The organism is Lysobacter enzymogenes, assembly GCF_023617245.1.
GTDB lineage: Bacteria > Pseudomonadota > Gammaproteobacteria > Xanthomonadales > Xanthomonadaceae > Lysobacter > Lysobacter yananisis.
Map to the genome: position 1 here is coordinate 3,339,480 of NZ_CP067396.1, position 16,807 is coordinate 3,356,286.

Annotated in this window: 14 protein-coding genes; 3 read left to right on the forward strand and 11 right to left on the reverse strand. The window is 69.2% G+C overall.

Features of this window, described 5'->3' with window-relative positions:
• Positions 1-4: 4 nt before the first annotated feature.
• The 7 genes from JHW41_RS13745 to JHW41_RS13775 form a co-directional block, all read right to left on the reverse strand.
• Positions 5-1,744, reverse strand: a complete 1,740-nt coding sequence (locus JHW41_RS13745; protein WP_250442667.1) for a putative porin — start codon at positions 1,742-1,744, stop codon at positions 5-7.
• A gap of 44 nt (positions 1,745-1,788) precedes the next feature.
• Positions 1,789-2,460, reverse strand: coding sequence for a TonB family protein (locus JHW41_RS13750; RefSeq protein WP_250442669.1), 672 nt, complete (start codon positions 2,458-2,460; stop codon positions 1,789-1,791).
• Between the two features lie 16 nt (positions 2,461-2,476).
• Positions 2,477-2,881, reverse strand: coding sequence for an ExbD/TolR family protein (locus tag JHW41_RS13755; RefSeq protein ID WP_057947457.1), 405 nt, complete (start codon positions 2,879-2,881; stop codon positions 2,477-2,479).
• Positions 2,878-4,698, reverse strand: a complete 1,821-nt coding sequence (locus JHW41_RS13760; protein ID WP_250442671.1) for a DUF2341 domain-containing protein — start codon at positions 4,696-4,698, stop codon at positions 2,878-2,880. The genes JHW41_RS13755 and JHW41_RS13760 overlap by 4 nt, the downstream gene beginning before the upstream one ends.
• A 146-nt stretch (positions 4,699-4,844) precedes the next feature.
• Positions 4,845-6,440, reverse strand: a complete 1,596-nt coding sequence (locus JHW41_RS13765) for a ShlB/FhaC/HecB family hemolysin secretion/activation protein (RefSeq protein WP_250442672.1) — start codon at positions 6,438-6,440, stop codon at positions 4,845-4,847.
• A 291-nt stretch (positions 6,441-6,731) separates the two neighbouring features.
• A complete protein-coding gene (locus JHW41_RS13770) occupies positions 6,732-7,151 on the reverse strand; it encodes a hypothetical protein (protein WP_250442674.1) in 420 nt (139 codons plus the stop codon).
• A gap of 224 nt (positions 7,152-7,375) precedes the next feature.
• On the reverse strand, positions 7,376-8,134 hold the full coding sequence (locus tag JHW41_RS13775; protein WP_057947453.1) for a SapC family protein: 759 nt from the start codon (positions 8,132-8,134) through the stop codon (positions 7,376-7,378).
• 272 nt (positions 8,135-8,406) lie between these two features.
• On the opposite strand from JHW41_RS13775, the gene JHW41_RS13780 reads away from it, so the two are divergent.
• Positions 8,407-8,688 (forward strand): hypothetical protein, encoded by a 282-nt coding sequence (locus JHW41_RS13780; protein ID WP_139381752.1) that lies wholly within the window; start codon positions 8,407-8,409, stop codon positions 8,686-8,688.
• Positions 8,689-8,829: 141 nt separating this feature from the next.
• Here JHW41_RS13780 and JHW41_RS13785 read toward each other — a convergent pair whose 3' ends face one another.
• Positions 8,830-10,107: a replication-associated recombination protein A gene (locus JHW41_RS13785; protein ID WP_250451023.1), complete on the reverse strand. Its 1,278-nt coding sequence runs from the start codon at positions 10,105-10,107 to the stop codon at positions 8,830-8,832.
• 355 nt (positions 10,108-10,462) lie between these two features.
• Here JHW41_RS13785 and JHW41_RS13790 point away from each other — a divergent pair, with 355 nt between their 5' ends.
• Together JHW41_RS13790 and JHW41_RS13795 are read left to right on the forward strand one after the other, a co-directional pair.
• Positions 10,463-11,173, forward strand: a complete 711-nt coding sequence (locus tag JHW41_RS13790) for a hypothetical protein (RefSeq protein ID WP_057947450.1) — start codon at positions 10,463-10,465, stop codon at positions 11,171-11,173.
• A 149-nt stretch (positions 11,174-11,322) separates the two neighbouring features.
• On the forward strand, positions 11,323-11,799 hold the full coding sequence (locus JHW41_RS13795) for a GNAT family N-acetyltransferase (RefSeq protein WP_250442676.1): 477 nt from the start codon (positions 11,323-11,325) through the stop codon (positions 11,797-11,799).
• Between the two features lie 262 nt (positions 11,800-12,061).
• On the opposite strand, the gene lolA is transcribed toward JHW41_RS13795, so the two are convergent.
• The 3 genes from lolA to JHW41_RS13810 all read right to left on the reverse strand — a co-directional run bounded on the left by lolA (position 12,062) and on the right by JHW41_RS13810 (position 16,664).
• Positions 12,062-12,700 carry an outer membrane lipoprotein chaperone LolA gene (gene lolA / locus JHW41_RS13800; RefSeq protein ID WP_057947448.1) on the reverse strand — a complete coding sequence of 213 codons (639 nt, stop codon included), beginning with the start codon at positions 12,698-12,700 and terminating at the stop codon, positions 12,062-12,064.
• Positions 12,701-12,965: 265 nt separating this feature from the next.
• Positions 12,966-15,347, reverse strand: coding sequence for a DNA translocase FtsK (locus JHW41_RS13805; protein ID WP_250442678.1), 2,382 nt, complete (start codon positions 15,345-15,347; stop codon positions 12,966-12,968).
• 246 nt (positions 15,348-15,593) lie between these two features.
• Positions 15,594-16,664 (reverse strand): alanine dehydrogenase, encoded by a 1,071-nt coding sequence (locus tag JHW41_RS13810; protein WP_057947445.1) that lies wholly within the window; start codon positions 16,662-16,664, stop codon positions 15,594-15,596.
• Between the last annotated feature and the right edge of the window lie 143 nt (positions 16,665-16,807).

A 16,807-nucleotide genomic window follows, 5' to 3' on the forward strand; every position in this document is an offset into this window, starting at 1 on the left:
CGGGTCAGAACTGGGTGTTGAGATCGAGCTGGATCACATCGACCGAATACGGCTGGCCGGTGACCTCGTTGGCGCTGAGCCAACGCAGGCCCAGCCAGGTGTTGCGGGCCAGGCCCAGCGAACCGCCGACGATGAAGCCGCGCGCGTTGGTGCCGCCGAGATGGAAATCCGAATCGGCGAACGCATCCGGCACCGCGTCGGATTCGAGCCGCTTGTAGCCGATGCTCGCGTTCCAGTCCCAGGCCTTCTCGATCTTCGGCTGGCCGACCAGCAGGTTGACGTAGTAGCCCATGTCGCCGCCGTCGAAGATCGCGGTGGTGTCGGCCGGGTCCAGGGTCGGCTTGAAGTTGTTGAGCGGGCCGAGCGCGCGGATGCGCTTGGCGTCGTACTTGGTGTTCTTGACCACGTCGGCCTCGAGCACGATCTTGACCGGGTCGAAGCGCGCGATCTCCAGCGCCGCGTGCAGGTTGGCCACGCCGAACTCGCTGGCGTAGCCGAAGTACTGCAGCTGCGGGCCGTTCGGCGCGCCCTGCGCCGGCACGATGTTGCGGATCGCGAACATGGTGTTGCCGAACTGCTGGAACTGCGGGCGCGACAGGTCGGTGTCGCACACGTCCTTGGCGGTCGGCGCCAGGCACGGCGAGGAGAACTGGCCGTTGAGCTTGTCGAACAGGAAGTAACCCAGCCCCAGCTTGAGCGACATGGCGTCGGCGAAGTTCCAGTCCAGCCCGGCCTGGGCGCCGTACAGCCACTTGTCGCGGCTGGATTCCTTGTCCATCTTCTGGGTCGAGCCGAAGTCGAAGTCGGTGTTGAACACCGGGAACGCGCCGACGTTGACGAATGTCTTGAAATCCGCGTCGTGCGCGAACTGGGTCTTCACCGCCACGCCGTCGAAGTTGAGGTCGTTGTCGAACAGCAGCTCGCTGGTCCAGAACGGATTCGGCGTGCGGCCGATGTCGGCGCTGAGCCAGGACGTCGGCTTGAGCCGCACGTAGGCGCGATCCAGCCACAGCGAATACTTGGACAGGTTGCCGCCGGCGCCGAGGGTCTGGTTGGTCGAGACCGGGCTGCGGTCGCTGCCGGTGGCCAGGCGCAGGTCGGCCTCGACCCAGTCGGCGATCTGCGCATGCACGCCCAGGCGCGCGCGCAGGCGCATGCGGCCGCGGTTCTTGGTGGTGTTGACGTACGGCACCGGGTTGGCGACCGGATCGGCGACGTCGTAGCCCGAGCCGCTGTTGAGCGCGGCGAAGTTGGGGAACTCGCGGTAGTTCTCGCCGTCGTTGAGCACATCCTCGGCGCGCGCGCGCAGATCGCCGTAGACGCTGATGCGCTGGGTCCACTCCGGCAACGCGTTCGGCGCCGCCCAGCCTTCGCTCTTGGCCTGTTGCACCACCTCGGCGCGCAGTTCGTCCTTGATCTGCTGGCGCACCACTTCGGGCACGTAGGGCACGACGACGGCGCCGGGCGCGGTCTGATAAGCAGGCGTCGCCGCCGCGGTCGCCGGAGCGGTCGCGGCCGACGCGCGCGCCTCGGCGATCAAATCGTCGGCCTGGCCGCGGGTCAGCACGCCCTTCGCCACCAGCAGGTCGATCAGCTTGAGCGTCACCTCGGGACTGATCTTCGCCGCGTCCGCCGGCGAGGCGGCCAGCGCCGGCGCGGCGCAGGCCGCCAGCAGCGCGAGCGCCAGCGCGCGCACGCGCAGGCGGGGACGGAGACGGCGGCGGGGTTGGATCGAAGCGGTCATGCGTGGCCTTCCTGAAGTTGAAGTCGTATCGAAGCGCGCCGCGGTCAGCCCGGCGACGACGCGCCGATGCGCAAGTTGATCGGTTGCGGCATCTCCGCCGGCGGCGCCTGCGGCAGCGAGCGGCCCTGCAGCGCGGCGACGATCGCCGCGTCGAGCTCGGGCTTGCCGGTGCCGGCGATCACCTGCGAGCGCTGGATCGTCCCGTCGGGGTTCAGCCACATCGCCACCGTGGCGCTGTAGCGGCCCTTGCGGGTCTTCTCGCCCTGCTGCAGGTACTGCTGCACGGTCCGCTGCACCATCGCGGCGTAGCCGGCATACGGATTTCCGCCGCCGCCGTTGCCGCCGATGCGGGTGCCGCCTCCGCCGGTGCCGGCCTGCAAGCCGAACTCGTTGCTGCCCGGGCCGGCGTCGGCGGTCAGCGGATCGCCCGGCGGTTCGGCCGAGTCGTCCTTGGGCGGCTCGATCGATTCGAACGGCGTGTTCTCGACCGGCTTGGGCTCGTCTTGCACTTTGTCGGGTTCCGGCGGAGGCGGGGGCGGTGGCGGTGGCGGCGGCAAGATCACCTGGGTGATGCGCGGCGGCTGGCGCTTGGTCGTGGGACCGGCGCCCTGCATCAGCGACCACACCAGCCACGCCATCACCGCGACGACGCCGATGGCGCCGAGCACGCCGAGCGCGCGCGAGAACTTGGAACCGCGGCCGTAGGTCTCGGACACGTCCAGGCCCCCTGCCCTAGCCCGCGGCCTGGCGCTGCGAGGCCAGGCCGATCGAGGAAATGCCGAGCTTGCTGCACAGGTCCAGCACCGCCATGACCTTGTCGTACTGCACCGCGCGGTCGCCGCGCAGGATCACCGGCAGTTCGGCGTCGTTGGCCAGCGCGTTGCGCAATTGCTGCTCCAGCTCGCTCATGCTGACCGGCACCGCGTCGATGCTGACCTGGCCGGCGTTGTCGATGGCGATGACCTTGGTCTTGGGCTGCGACAGCGGCTGCGCCGCGCTGGCCTTGGGCAGGTCGACCTTGATGCCCTGCACCGCGGCGGTGGTCATGATGATGAAGATCACCAGCAGCACGTACGCCAGGTCCAGCATCGGCGTGATGTTGATGTCGTCGTAAGGCTTCTTGCCCTGGACCTTCACGGCAGCGTCTCCGTCGACACGCTGCGGGCCAGGTGCGCCGGCAGCGGCGCGTCGCCGGCGTAGTCCTCGGCGATGCGCTTTTCCAGCTCGTCGACGAACACCTGCATGTCCGCGCCGATGGCCTCGGTGCGGCTGAGCAGGTAGTTGTAGCCGAACAGCGCCGGGATCGCGACGGCCAGGCCGGCCACCGTCGCCAGCAGCGCCGCGGCGATGCCGGGCGCGATCGCGTTGATGTTGACGTCGCCGGCCGCGGCCACCGCGGCGAAGGTGATCATCACGCCGACCACGGTGCCGAGCAGGCCCAGGAACGGGCCGCCGGAGATGGCGATGGTCAGCATCACCATCAGCTTGTTGAGGCGCTGGCCCTCGCGCACCGCGGCGGCGTCGAGCGCCGAGCGGATCGCGGCGATCGACTGCGGCCGCACCACCTGGCGGCCGCCGCCGGCGGCGATGCGGTTGCGCAGTTCGTCCAGGCCGATCGCCAGCAAGCGCGCGAGGTTGGACTTCTCGCCGTTGAGCGGGCCGCTGCCCTCGGCCGCGCGCACCCAGGCCGCGTCGTGCAGCGGGTATTCGGCGGCGTGCTTGCGGAACGCGAGCAAGAAGCGCTCGTTGGCCTTGGCGGTGGCGCCGACGAACAGGCCCTTGCCGATCATCACCCACCACGAGATCGCGGCCATGAAGCCGAGGATCACGATCACCACCCAGGCGTCGACGGTGAGCGCGTTGAACAGGATGCCGAAGTAGTTGTGGCCGCCGTCGCCGGAGCGCTGCTCGACCGGCTGGAAGGTCAGCAGCTTGGCGTCCAGGCCCTGGCTGTGCGCGGCGGCCTGGATCAGGCCGAGCGGACGGGCGACCTTGGACAGTTGCAGTTCGTCGATCTGGCCGATGAAGTTCGGCCGCGCCGCGCCGTCCTCGCCGCCGACCAGCAGGCCCGCGGCCGCCGCCGGCAGCGCCGCCGCGGCGTCGCCGGCCGGCGCGCCGTTGACGTAGACCGCGAGCTTGCCGGCATCGGCGCGCACCGCCACGTGCGCCCAGCCCTCGCCCACCAGCGGCGCGCCCGCGGCGGTGCGCACGCCGGCGCTTTCGGCGTAGACCACGCCTTGTTCGATGCCCACGGTCAGCGCGCCCGGCAACGAGGCGATCACGCCGCTGGCGTTGGCGCCGGCCGGCTTGATCCACGCGCTCAGCGTCAGCGGCTGCGCGGCGGCGAGATTCAGCGACGGCGACGCCGGCACCTTCACCGGCGCCTTGCCGTCGAGCTGCAGGCCCGAGCCGATCAGCGCGGTCTGCGCCAGCGTCAGCGGCGCCTGCGCGTTGTTGCCGTAGGCGGTGGTGTCGGCGCCGGCCGCGCCCTGGTCGGCGAAGTGGAACACCGCGATGCTGTCGGCGTCGTAGCTGCCCTTGGGATCGCTGCCCGGCGTGGCTTCGGGATTGCCGAAATACACGTAGACCGAGGCCGCCGCGTTGGCGTCGAGCTTGGGCACGTCCACCCAGGCCAGCGCGACCTGGTCGACCAGACCGTCGTACTTCTCGAAGTGGTACTTCAGCGGCGTGCGGTCGTCGGCGGCGATGAAGCGCACGTCGCTGCCGTCCTCCTTGGCGTCGGCGAAGTTGAAGTTGCCCGAATGCAGCCGCACCAGCACTTGCGCGCGGCCGCCCGGCTCGGTCGTCGCCGCGCCGGTGGAGGTGGTGTTGAGATCGATCTTGGCCCGGTAGTTCCACTTGCCGTCCCACCACGAGGCCGCCGCGGCCGGGGCCGACAGCAGCGACAACAGCAGCAACAGCGAACAGGCCAACAGCACGCGCAATTGAGTCACGACACTTTCCCCAAGAGATGTTCGGTACTGGTGGGAGGGCCTTGAGGCCCGATGCTTTCCAATCCGGTCGCGATGCCCGCTGCCGGCGGTCTGGAACAAAAGCGTCGGGGCGCAAGCCCCTCCCACACTGCAGACTTCGGACTTCGTCAGAACTCGCCCCACAGCCGCACGCCCACCTCGACCGAGTCGGGTTTGCGTTCGCGTCCGCTCGGGCTGGACAACGGATGGGCCACGTCGATGGAACCGTTGAGGTGGCCGAAGGCCTTGATCGTCGCGCCGAGCCCGGCGCTGACCAGGGTTTCGCTGCGCGACTGCTCGGGCAGCGGATCGTTGATGCGGGCATAGCCGGCGTCGACGAACGCGCGCAGGCGCAGTTCCTGGAACGCATCGCCGAGCTTGTCGGCGAACGACGGCGTGCGCGCTTCCAGCGTCGCCGCGCCGCCGAGATCGCCGAGCGCTTCGGATTCGTAATAGCCGCGCACGCTGTCGAGGCCGCCGATGCTGAACTGCTCGTTGCTGATCAGCGGCTCGCCGGCGAACTGGGTCTGCAGGCGCAGCATCAGCTGCGCGTCGCCGGCCGACTTCCAGGTATAGGAACCGCCGGCGCGCAGATAGAAGAAGTTGGGCTGGGCTTGGTAGCGCTTGGCGTCGAACGCCGCGCGCCCGTCGCCGACGCCGCGCAGGTTGAACACCGCCGACAGCGCCAGGTCGGCGACCGAACGTTCCTTCACCCAGTCGGCGTTGTAGTTGACGCTGAGCGGGAAGTACTCGATCGGCACCGCGCCTCGGTCGGCGCCCTGGATCAGCGATTCGGTGAAGTCCTTGTAGTCCACGCCGACGCTGAGCGAATGATAGAAGCCCTCGCCGGCGGCGAACGAGCGCATCAGGCGCAGGCCGGCCAAGGTGCCGTTGCCGATCACGTTGAGATCGCCGACCACGGCGATGTCGCTCTTGCTGCGCACCGCATAGCCCAGCAGCGACCACGGCGAAGCGCCGAAACGCGCCAGGTACGAAGCCGAGTACACCTGCGCGTCGGAACTGCGCTGCGGCGCGACCTGCGCCGACAGGCTGACGCTGTGGCCGAGCTGCCACAGGTTGTCGTAGCGCACGCTCGCGGCCAGGCGCTGGTCGCTGGTGTTGGCGCTGTTGCGGTTGTTGAGTTCCAGCGAGCCGTGCAGCGGCAGCTTGTCCTCGACGTTGAGGTCCACGTCGACGGTGTTGGGCGTGGTTCCGGCCTTGATTTCCGGAGTGACGCGGCGGTCCGGCAACTGGTTCAAGGCGACGATGTCGCGCTGCACGTCCTTGAAGTTGGGCACGGCACCCTCAGCCAGCGACGGCGCGGCGCGCTCGATGTCGTCGGGCGAGAAATAATCGGCGCCGTTGACCCGCAACCGGCCGATCTTCTGCTCGTTGACCTGCAAGGTCACCAGGCCGGTGGCCACGTCCTGTTCCGGAATCGCGACGCTGACGGTGGGATAGCCGCGGCTGTCGTACAGCGACTGCAGCGCCGCGCGGGCGTTCTCCACGTCCTCTTCGCTGCGCTTGGGGCCCAGGTGCGGATAGACCACTTTCTCGATGTCCAGATTGCTCAGCTTGCTGTTGCCGAGCACCTGGTAGGCGAGGATGTCGAAGCGCGCCGCCGCGGCCGGCACGGCGCCGGCCTGGGGAGCGGTTTCCTGCGCATGGAGAACCGTCGGTCCGAACATGGTCAGACCGACGGCTGCGATGAGGCGTAGATGCATCGACCCGAAACCATCCCTGTTGCGCCGGCCCCGCGATCGGGGGACGGCAGACCGCGCCAAGGTAGGTTCGCTATATGACGATGTTTGAACTGCTACATGACAAGGCACACGAAAGGCGTCACAGATGTATCGCGTTTGCAACGCATCGCTCACAAGTCCGGCGCATGACATGAGAACTACGCGTTCGGTCACGCGACATCTCATGCGTAGCTGAGCGATATCACACAGGTGAGAAATGCGCCGATTTGTAGTTGCGTCGTGGGCGGATCGGTCTCAGCGACGAACGATTCTTTAGTCGCAGCGACAAGTGCGAAGCCGTCGCGATTCTGTCGGCGTGCGCAGGTGCAAACGTGCGTGCGTCGCGAAGCGCGGCGCGAACGGCGCGTTTTCGTCGAGGGCGGTCGAGCGGTTTTCGTCTTCGTCTCGTTGTCGATCCAGCAAGTCGAATGCGCGCATGCGATATGAGCGCGACATGGCGGCGCTGTCGCACGCGGCGGCGCTCTCGCGCCTGCCGATGAGAAGCGATGCGATAGCGATCGCGGCCGCGCCGATGTCGCGATATTTCGCATTGGCAACATCGACGACGGCGGCCGACGCGTGTGAGAGGGCCTTTCGCTCTTGTGGGAGGGCCTTCAGGCCCGATGCTTTCCTTTCAGATCGCATCGACCTGAGAGAAAAGCATCGGGCCTGAAGGCCCTCCCACAACAGCAAAGCCCTCCAACACAGGCAAAGCCCTCTCACAGAAAAGTAAAGCGCTCACACAGAAGCAACACACTCCCACAAACGCACGCCCCTGCCACCGAGGCCGGGCGGCTTCGAATCGCGCGGAACGCACCGTCGCCGGCCAGCGCCGCACAGATCGCCGGCCGGGCGCCGGGCAAAAAGAAAGGGCGGCCGAAGCCGCCCTTGCGGGAACCGCGCCGACGTCGGCCGGCTCAGTTCGCCGCGTCGCCCTGCGGCGCGTTCGCCGCGGCGGTGGCCGGCGCCTGCTGCGCCAGTTCCGACAGCCGCTCCAGGTTGCGCATCGACAGCAGGTGGGTGTAGATCAGGCCGAGCACGCCGGTGCGGAACAGCTCCGGCAGCTGCGCGTCGGTGAGCTTCATCAGCTTCTCTTCCGACACCGCGTAGACGCCGTTCAACTCGGCCTGCGGCTGGTCGGGATTGCCGAACCGGATCACCTTCTCTTCCAGCAGGTCCAGTTCCTTGATCTTGGCCGCGAACGCCGCGGTGCGCTTGAACTCGCCGTGCAGCTCCTGCAGGAAGTTCACCGCCCGGGTCAGGCTCTCGGTGTCGCCGCCGTCCTCGCCGAACAGCGGCTCGCCCTCGTCCTCCGACAGGCCGTCGTAGGCCAGGTCCACGCACACCGTGACCGTGCCGGTGTCGGCGTCCTCGGCCAGCACGAACGGGTACTGGCGCAGGAACGCCGGCACGTAACCGCGGCGCCAGCGCGCGTTCTCGTCCACGTACAGGTTCTGCTGGCTGCGCAGGCCGACCAGCACCGCCGGCAGGAAGTCGCCGTTGGCGAGCTTGGCGAACACGATCGCGTACTCGTTGGCCGCGGCCGGGAACTCGATGGTGGCCACCGGCACCGAGTTGAGCGAGGCGGCGAACCGCGCGTTGTGCTGCGCGGTGCGGATGCGCAGGCGACGGTGGGTTTCGCGGTTGAGCGGGACGACGCGGTCGTAGATCAGCATGGAATTCCGATTCCTGGTGGCGACCGCCGGCAGGAGCACCGGCGGGAGCGGCGAAGATGCGCCATCGGCGTGACAGTTACAACGCGTCCGGCCGCCGGCGACCCGGCGCGCGCCGGCTACCGTACCCTGGCGACGGCGTGAACGCCACTTTCACCTGCACGGATGCGAGTCAAAAATGTCATCACATGCGATCCCATATCGTGATTACAGGCACATATAAAGCACTACGTGCCGGGTGCGCCCAGGGGACTATCGCTTTGTTCAAGGTGTCGTTGCGGGAACATGCTCTGCTGAGCGTGCTGGTCGGGCTGCAGCGCGGCGTGCAGCCGGAGACCAGCCATATGAAGCACGCCCTGATCGAGGACGGACTGGCGCTGAGCGCGGACGGCCGGCTGAGCCTGTCGGACGCCGGCAACACCCTGCTGCAGGCCTTGCAGCACATGGTCTGGGCCGAGGTCGAGTCGCTCCAGCAGGTGCTGGTCAACAAGTCCAGCGCGCCCAGCGACGAAGTGCTGCGGATGACCCGGCTGCCGGCGTCGAACCAGCCCGAGTAAGCCGCGCCGCACTTTGTAGGAGCGGCGCGAGCCGCGACCGCGACATCGCAGCTGCGCCGCAAGCCTCGTCGTCGGCGGATTGTCGCGGTCGCGGCTCGCGCCGCTCCTACGGGGAGCCGCCGCGGCGACGTCCGAACCTACTTACTCCCCGCCCTCGCCGCGCGCCTGCTCGCGCAGGACCCGCAGCCGCTGCAGCTTCTCGCCGAGCTTGATCTCCAGCCCGCGCGCCACCGGCTGGTAGTACACCCGCTCGCCCATCGCGTCGGGGAAACCGGTCTGGTCCAGCGCCACCCCGCCGTCGGCGTCGTGGTCGTACTGGTAGCCCTGGGCGTAGCCGAGTTGCTTCATCAGCTTGGTCGGCGCGTTGCGCAGGTGCAGCGGCACCTCCTGGGTGCCGTATTCGGCCACGTCGGCCTTGGCCTGGTTGAACGCGGCATAGGCGGCGTTGGACTTGGCGGTGCTGGCCAGGTAGATCACCACCTGGGCCAGGGCCAGGTCGCCCTCGGGGCTGCCGAGGCGGTCGTAGGTGTCCCACGCGTCGACCGCCATCTGCAGCGCGCGCGGGTCGGCCAGGCCGATGTCTTCCACCGCCATGCGGGTCAGCCGCCGCGCCAGGTAGTGCGGGTCGCAGCCGCCATCGAGCATGCGCGCGAACCAGTACAGCGCCGAATCGGGATTGGAGCTGCGCACGGATTTGTGCAACGCCGAAATCTGGTCGTAGAACTGCTCGCCGCCCTTGTCGAAGCGGCGGGTGCGGTCGGCCAGGACCTGGGCCAGGGTCGCCGGAGTGACCTCGCCGCCCTCGTCCTGGGCCAGTTCGGCGGCGATCTCCAGCAGGGTCAGCGCGCGGCGCACGTCGCCGTCGGCGGCGGTGGCGATCTGCAGCAGCAGGTCGTCGCCGGCGCTGACCTGCTGCGCGCCGAGGCCGCGGTCGGCGTCCTCCAGCGCGCGCCGCAGGGTCACCCGCACGTCTTCGGGCGAGACCGCCTCCATCACGTGCACGCGGCAGCGCGACAGCAGCGCCGAGTTGAGTTCGAACGAGGGATTCTCGGTGGTCGCGCCGACGAAGATGATGGTGCCGCGCTCGATGTGCGGCAGGAACGCGTCCTGCTGGGTCTTGTTGAAGCGGTGCACCTCGTCGACGAACAGCACCGTCCGCCGGCCTTCGGCGAAGCGGTGGGCGGCCTCGGCCAGCACCTGGCGCACCTCCGGCAGGCCGGACAGCACCGCGGAGATGGCGCGGAAATCGGCGTCGGCGTAGCGCGCCAGCAGCAGCGCCAGGGTGGTCTTGCCGCAGCCCGGCGGGCCCCACAGGATCATCGAATGCACGCGCCCGGACTCGACCGCGCGGCGCAGCGCCGAACCCGGCGCGAGCAACCGGCGCTGGCCGACCATCTCGTCGAGCGCGCGCGGGCGCATGCGTTCGGCCAGCGGGCGCAGGCCCTCGCGGTCGACGCTGAGCAGGTCGGGCGTGTCTCCGGCGTTGCCGGAACGTGAGGCGGTTTTGCGGGCCACTGCGGCGAATCGGGCTGGCACGGGGGGACCGCCACGATAACAAGATCGCGCCGCGGCGGCTGTCGGCGGACCCGCGGCGGACCGGCGCGCGCGCATACGGCGGGACGCGGCAAAACCGGCGCGGGCACGGCGCGCCCGTCGGGACGGCGCCCGCGCCGGCCCGGTCCGCGCCGCCGCTCACAACGCAGCGCTGCCGGCGTTCGCACAGGTACCGGCGCCGCGCGCGCCCTGGCCCACCGCCTCACGTCCGGAGTCGCCCATGTCTCTTCGTCCGTTCCCGCCCCGTTCCTTCCGCCGCGCCCTGGCCGCGCTGACGCTGCTGCTCGCCGCCGGCGGCGCCCAGGCCGCCTGCCCCGACGGCTCGCCGTGCGAGACCATCGCGGTCTACCGCGTGCAGACCTGGCCGGCCCTGCTGACCGACGCCGCCGGCCGCGATTCCTTGTCGCTGCAGGAAGCCAACGGCACCAGCCAGGCCTCGTTCGAACCGGTCATCAAGGGCTACGCCGGCGGCCCCAAGACCCTGGCCATCCGCTTCAGCGTGATCCGCATCGCCAGCGCGCCCAACGCCTACTGCAACTGCAATTTCGAGCTCGGCGACAAGGCCTGCAAGACCAGCGACCTCGACCTGCTCAAGCAGTGCAAGCGGGTCTGCCTCAACAGCGGCAAGACCTGCACCGCCACCGGCAAGGACGACAAGAGCGACGGCGGCGCGTGGTACGCCTTCCCGGCCTCGACCCGCTGCGTGACCCGCGACGCCGCGCCGACCCAGCAGTGGAAGAAGAACGCGTTCGAGGTCAACCCGAAGAACTGCGACTGGTACCAGGCGTCGAGTTCGATCAAGCGCGCCGCCTGCGTGGCCGACGCGCTCAAGCTCGACCCGAGCCTGGACCTGGACCGCCTGTTCGCCAACGAAGCGCCCTGCGCCACGGTCGACGCCGCCACCCTGCAGCAAGAGGCGATTCCGCGCTGAGCCGCCAGCGACCGCGCCGTCGGTTACGACGGCGCGGTCCGCGAAGTACCGCGTCGCGCCTGCGCCCGCACCCGCACCCGCACCCGCACGAGGCTATGCCCGATCTCCCGCGACGGCGACAATGGCGCCCCGCCCCCGTTGTCGCCGCCATGTCCGCCGCCGCTCCGCTGATCCGCCCCGCCCACGCCGACGACCGCGCCGCCGTACTCGCCCTGCTCGAGGAAACCTTCCTCGACACCTGGCGCCCGCAGCTGACCGAACAGGCCATCGCCGACTACCGCGACAACCGCGTCGCCGAACGCTACATCGACGCGCAACTGCCGCAGTTGCTGGTCGCCGAGATCGACGGCGCCGTGCTCGGCTTCGCCGGCCGCGACGCCGGCTTCGTCGACTCCCTGCACGTCAGCGCGCGCGGCCGCCGCCGCGGCATCGCCCGCGCACTGATGCAGACGCTGGAAACCGCGATGCGCGCCGACGGTCTGGCGCTGGCGAGCCTGGAAACCGACACCTTCAACACCGCCAGCCAGGCGCTGTACCTGGCCCTGGGCTACCGCGAGACCGCGCGTTATCCCGACGAAGAATGGAACAGCGGGTTGACCACGATCCGCTACGAGAAGGCGTTGTAGCCGGCGCTGCGGTTCGCGCAACGCGACGCCGCGAACGCGCCGAACGCCGCGCGACCCAACTGTAGGAGCGGCGCGAGCCGCGAACGCGGACTTCCGGCTTGCGCCGTAAGCGCGATGGCGCGGTCGCGGCTCGCGCCGCTCCTACAGTCGTTCTACGCGGCAGCGCAGCGCCGGGCAGTCCACGCCGACGCGCAAAAGAAAAACGCGAGCCCGAAGGCTCGCGTTCCCGAATGGCTTCGCGCAAATCCGGCCGCGCCGAAACTCAACCCTCGCCGATCACATCCACGCCCTTGCCCGGCGCGTACTTGAAGGTGCTGGCCGGGAAGCTCGGGTTGCGCTTCCAGCCGGAGAAGCTGATCTCGGTCTTCTGCCCGAGCGCGTCGACGATCTCCATCTTGCTCAAGGTGCCGCCGCTGAAGCCCAGGCGCGCGCTGCGGAAGCTGGCCTCGCCCTGGCTCTTGGGCGTCAGCAGCAACCAGCTCAGGCCGCCGTCGCCGCCGCCGAGTTCCTTGACCGCGAACATCGCATCGAGCTTGCTCGGATCGATCAGCGCCGCCAGCGGACTGTTCTGCTCCTCGGCGCCCTGCGGACGCACGCTGACCTGCTGCAGGTCCGGCTCGTACACCCAGACCTTCTTGCCGTCGGCGACGATCAGCTGCGGATACGGCTTGGCGTATTCCCAGCGGAACAGCCGCGGCGCCGACAGCGCGACCTGCCCGGTCGAGGATTCCTTGAGCTTGCCGTTGGGGTCGTAGACCTGCTGGGCGAACTGCCCGTCCAGGCCCTTGAGGCCGCGGGTGAAGGCGTTGAGGTCGTCGCGCGCGCCGGCAACGGCAGCGCCGGCGAACAGCGTCGCCGACAGCGACAACGCGAGGGCGGCTTGGCGGACGAAACGGGTCACGGGCGACTCCTGGATGAGATGGCGGCAGTGTGCTGGGACGAAACTGAACGGGCTCGCGACGGCCGCATCCGGGTTCACCGCGCATTTTGCCACGCGGGGCGCACCGGCCACGCACGCGGCGATGGCGGTCGTCCGCCTCGCCCGATCCGCCGGAAGCACGGCGCTTGTGCAACCTCGCTGGAAGGCCGCTGCTCGGACACGCGCGCCGGGCAAAGACGCCGGCGGAAACTCGCGGACGCCCGCGCGCCGCGGGCAACGTCGCTGGCTATTTCGGCGGCGGCGGCGCCAGCACGCTGCGGTCGCCGTTGTGTTCCGGCGGCGTCACCACGCCCGCGGCTTCCATCGCCTCGATCAGGCGCGCGGCGCGGTTGTAGCCGATCTTGAGCCGGCGCTGCACCCCGGAAATCGAGGCGCGGCGGGTCTCGGTGACGATGCGCACGGCTTCGTCGTAGAGCGGGTCGGATTCGTCGCCGCCGGAGCTGGGCGCTTCCGGCAGGCCGGTCGCGCCGACCACGGTGCCGTCGCCCATGGTCTGGGTCTCGTCGAGCACGCCCTCGATGTAATCCGGGCCGCCACCGATCTGCTTGAGGTGCTCGACCACGCGATGCACTTCCTCGTCGGACACGAACGCGCCGTGCACGCGCTCGGGCATGGCCGTGCCCGGCGGCAGGTAGAGCATGTCGCCGTGGCCGAGCAGCGTCTCGGCGCCGGACTGGTCGAGGATGGTGCGCGAGTCGATCTTGCTCGACACCTGGAACGCGATGCGGGTCGGGATGTTGGCCTTGATCAGGCCGGTGATCACGTCCACCGACGGACGCTGGGTCGCCAGGATCAGGTGGATGCCGGCCGCGCGCGCCTTCTGCGCCAGGCGCGCGATCAGCTCTTCGACCTTCTTGCCGACGATCATCATCATGTCGGCGAATTCGTCGATGAAGATGACGATGAACGGCAGCGTCTCCAGCGCGATCGGCACCTCGCCGAGCTCGGCATTGGGCTTGAACAGCGGGTCCATCATCGGCTGCCCGGCGTCCTGCGCGTCCTTGACCTTCTTGTTGAAGCCGGCCAGGTTGCGCACGCCGACCGCCGACATCAGCTTGTAGCGCCGCTCCATCTCGGCCACGCACCAGCGCAGGCCGTTGGCGGCCTCCTTCATGTCGGTGACCACCGGCGCCAGCAGGTGTGGGATGCCCTCGTAGACCGACAGCTCGAGCATCTTCGGGTCGATCATCAGCATCCGCAGGTCTTTCGCGGAGGCCTTGTACAGCAGGCTCAACACCATCGCGTTGACCGCGACCGACTTGCCCGAACCGGTGGTGCCGGCGACCAGCAGATGCGGCATGCGCGCCAGGTCGGCCACGGTCGGCCGGCCGGCGATGTCCTTGCCCAGCGCCAGGGTCAGCGGGCTGCCGGACTTGTCGTATTCCTTCGAGCGCAGCAGCTCGGACAGGAAGATCATCTCGCGCGAGGTGTTCGGCGTTTCCAGACCGATCACCGACTTGCCCGGGATCACGTCGACCACGCGCACCGACTTGACCGACAGGCCGCGGGCGATGTCCTTGTCCAGCGAGGAGATCTGGCTGACCTTGACGCCCGGCGCGGGTTCGATCTCGAAGCGGGTGATGACCGGGCCCGGATAGGCGCCGACCACCTGCGCGTCGATGCGGAAGTCCTTGAGCTTGAATTCGATCTGCCGCGACAGGGTTTCCAGCGTCTCTTCGCTGTAGCCCTTGGGCTGCGGCTTGGGGTCGTCGAGCAGCGCCAGCGGCGGCACGCCGCTGCCGTCGGCGGTGTGGAACAGCGGGATCTGGGTCTCGCGCTTGGCGCGCTCGCTCTTCTCCACCACCGGCGCCGGCGGCGGCTCGATCTTGACCTTCTCGCGCTTGGCGCGCAGCTCGGTGTCGGCCTTGCGCGCTTCCTCGCGCTCCTCGCGCATGACCTGGGTCTGGCGCCACTCGGTCGCCTGCTGGCTGCCGCGGCGGAACAGCTTGCTCGCGACCGGGCCGAGCGCCAGCACGCGCTGGCCGATCCAGTCCATCACCGCGAACCACGACACTCCGGTGGCCAGGGTGAAGGAAATCAGCAGCAGCGCCGCCAGGAACAGGTTGCCGCCGACCGGCCCGAAGCCGGAATACAGCGAGCGCCCGACCAACTGGCCGAGGATGCCGCCGGCGCCGGCGGAGAAATTGTCGACCGCGCCGATGCGCAGCTGCAGCAGGCCGGCCGAGGAGACCAGGAAACCGACGATGCCGACCAGGCGCAGCGCCGGGCCGAGATCGGCCTCGCCGTCGCCGTCGGTGTCCATGCCGAACAGCGCGATCCAGGCGATCGCGCCGAGCATGAAGGGCAACAGGAAGGCGACGTAGCCGCACAGGTACAGCAGCACGTCGGCGATCCAGGCGCCGACCCGGCCGCCGAGATTGTGCAGCGGCGCGGTGATCGAGCCCGAATGCGACCAACCCGGATCGGTCGGCGAGAAGGTGAAGAGGCTGGCCAGCAGATACAGCAGCAACGGCGCGATCACGATCAGCGAGATATCGCGCATCAACCGCTGCCGCTTCGGCGACGGCGGCGACGACGCGGCCGCGCGCGGTGCGGCCTCGGCCGAAGCCTTGGCCTTCTTGCGACTGGCTGTGGGAGCGGACGCCACCGTGATGTGCTGCCTTAGCTAGATTCCGTTAGTCGTTGAATATACAGGAAGAGCTTAGGAGTGAGTAACGAGGAACGAGAAACGAGCGGGGGAACGCCGGGCGGCCCCTGTTCAGCCGATGCGGCGGGCCTGTCGCCGCACCGGCACCATAAAAGCACAAAGGGTCGGACGGAATACTCCGCCCGACCCTTTGTTGTGCGGCTCAGCCGGCCCAAGCCCGGACATCCGGGACCCGGGCCTGCGTCCTCAGAGCTTCATGTCCTGCAGCGCCGGATGGACGATCTTGCCGCCCTCGACGTTGATGCCGCGCACCAGCGCCGGGTTGTTGCGCCAGTCGTTGCCGGCGGCGAGCTTGTTGACCCACGGCAGGATCGCCGCGCAGATCGCCTGCGAGGAGGTCTGCGGCACCGCACCGGGCATGTTGGTCACGCAGAAGTGGGTCACGCCCTCTTCCACGTAGGTCGGCTCCTTCCAGGTGGTCGGACGCGAGGTCTCGAAGCAGCCGCCCTGGTCGATGGCGATGTCGACCACGACGCTGCCGTCTTCCATGTCGCGCAGCATCTCGCGGGTCATCACGTGCGGCGCCTTGGCGCCGGTGATCAGCACCGCGCCGATGACCAGGTCGGCCGAGGCGACTTCGCGCGCGACCACGTCGTGGTACGGGTACAGCGCGGTGACGTTGTTGCCCAGGCGCATCATCTCGTCCATGCGGTCCTGGCGCATTTCGAACACGGTGACGTTGGCGCCGGCCGCGGCGGCCAGCGCGGCGGACGCGCCGCCGGCCTTGCCCGCGCCGAACACCACGACCTTGCCGCGCTCGGTCGACGGCAGGCCGCCGAGCAGCTTGCCCTTGCCCGACATCGGCTGGTGCAGCAGGTGGGTGCCGACCTGGACGCCGATCTTGCCGGCGATGACCGACATCGGCGCCAGCAGCGGCAGGTCGCCGTTGGGCAGCTCGACGGTCTCGAAGGCGACGCCGGTCAAGCCGATGTCGAGCAGGTGCTTGGTCAGCGCCGGTTCGGCGGCCAGGTGCAGGTAGCAGAACAGCAGGTGATCCTTGCGCAGGTGCTGCAGGTCGCCGGCGATCGGCTCCTTGACCTTGACGATCAGCTCGCCCTTCTCGTACAGCCCCGCCGCGTCCGGCGCGATCTTCACGCCCAGACGGGTGTAGTCGGCATCCTTGAAGCCGCTCTTGACGCCCGCGTCCTGCTCCAGCCAGACCTCGTGGCCGCGCTTGACCAGGTCGCCCGCGGCGGCGGGGACGAGCGCGACGCGCCCTTCGAGAGTCTTGGTTTCCTTCGGTACGCCGATACGCATTGCAGTCTCCAGTGCGGCCCAGAAAAAACGCCGCATCCGCGGCGCGCCGAGCCAGGTTGTGTTTTCTGTGAGCGGTGAGGGATGGAACGTTTGGAATGGGCGGGGTGGCGAACGTGGCGAGGTGCGGCGCCGCACCATCCGCG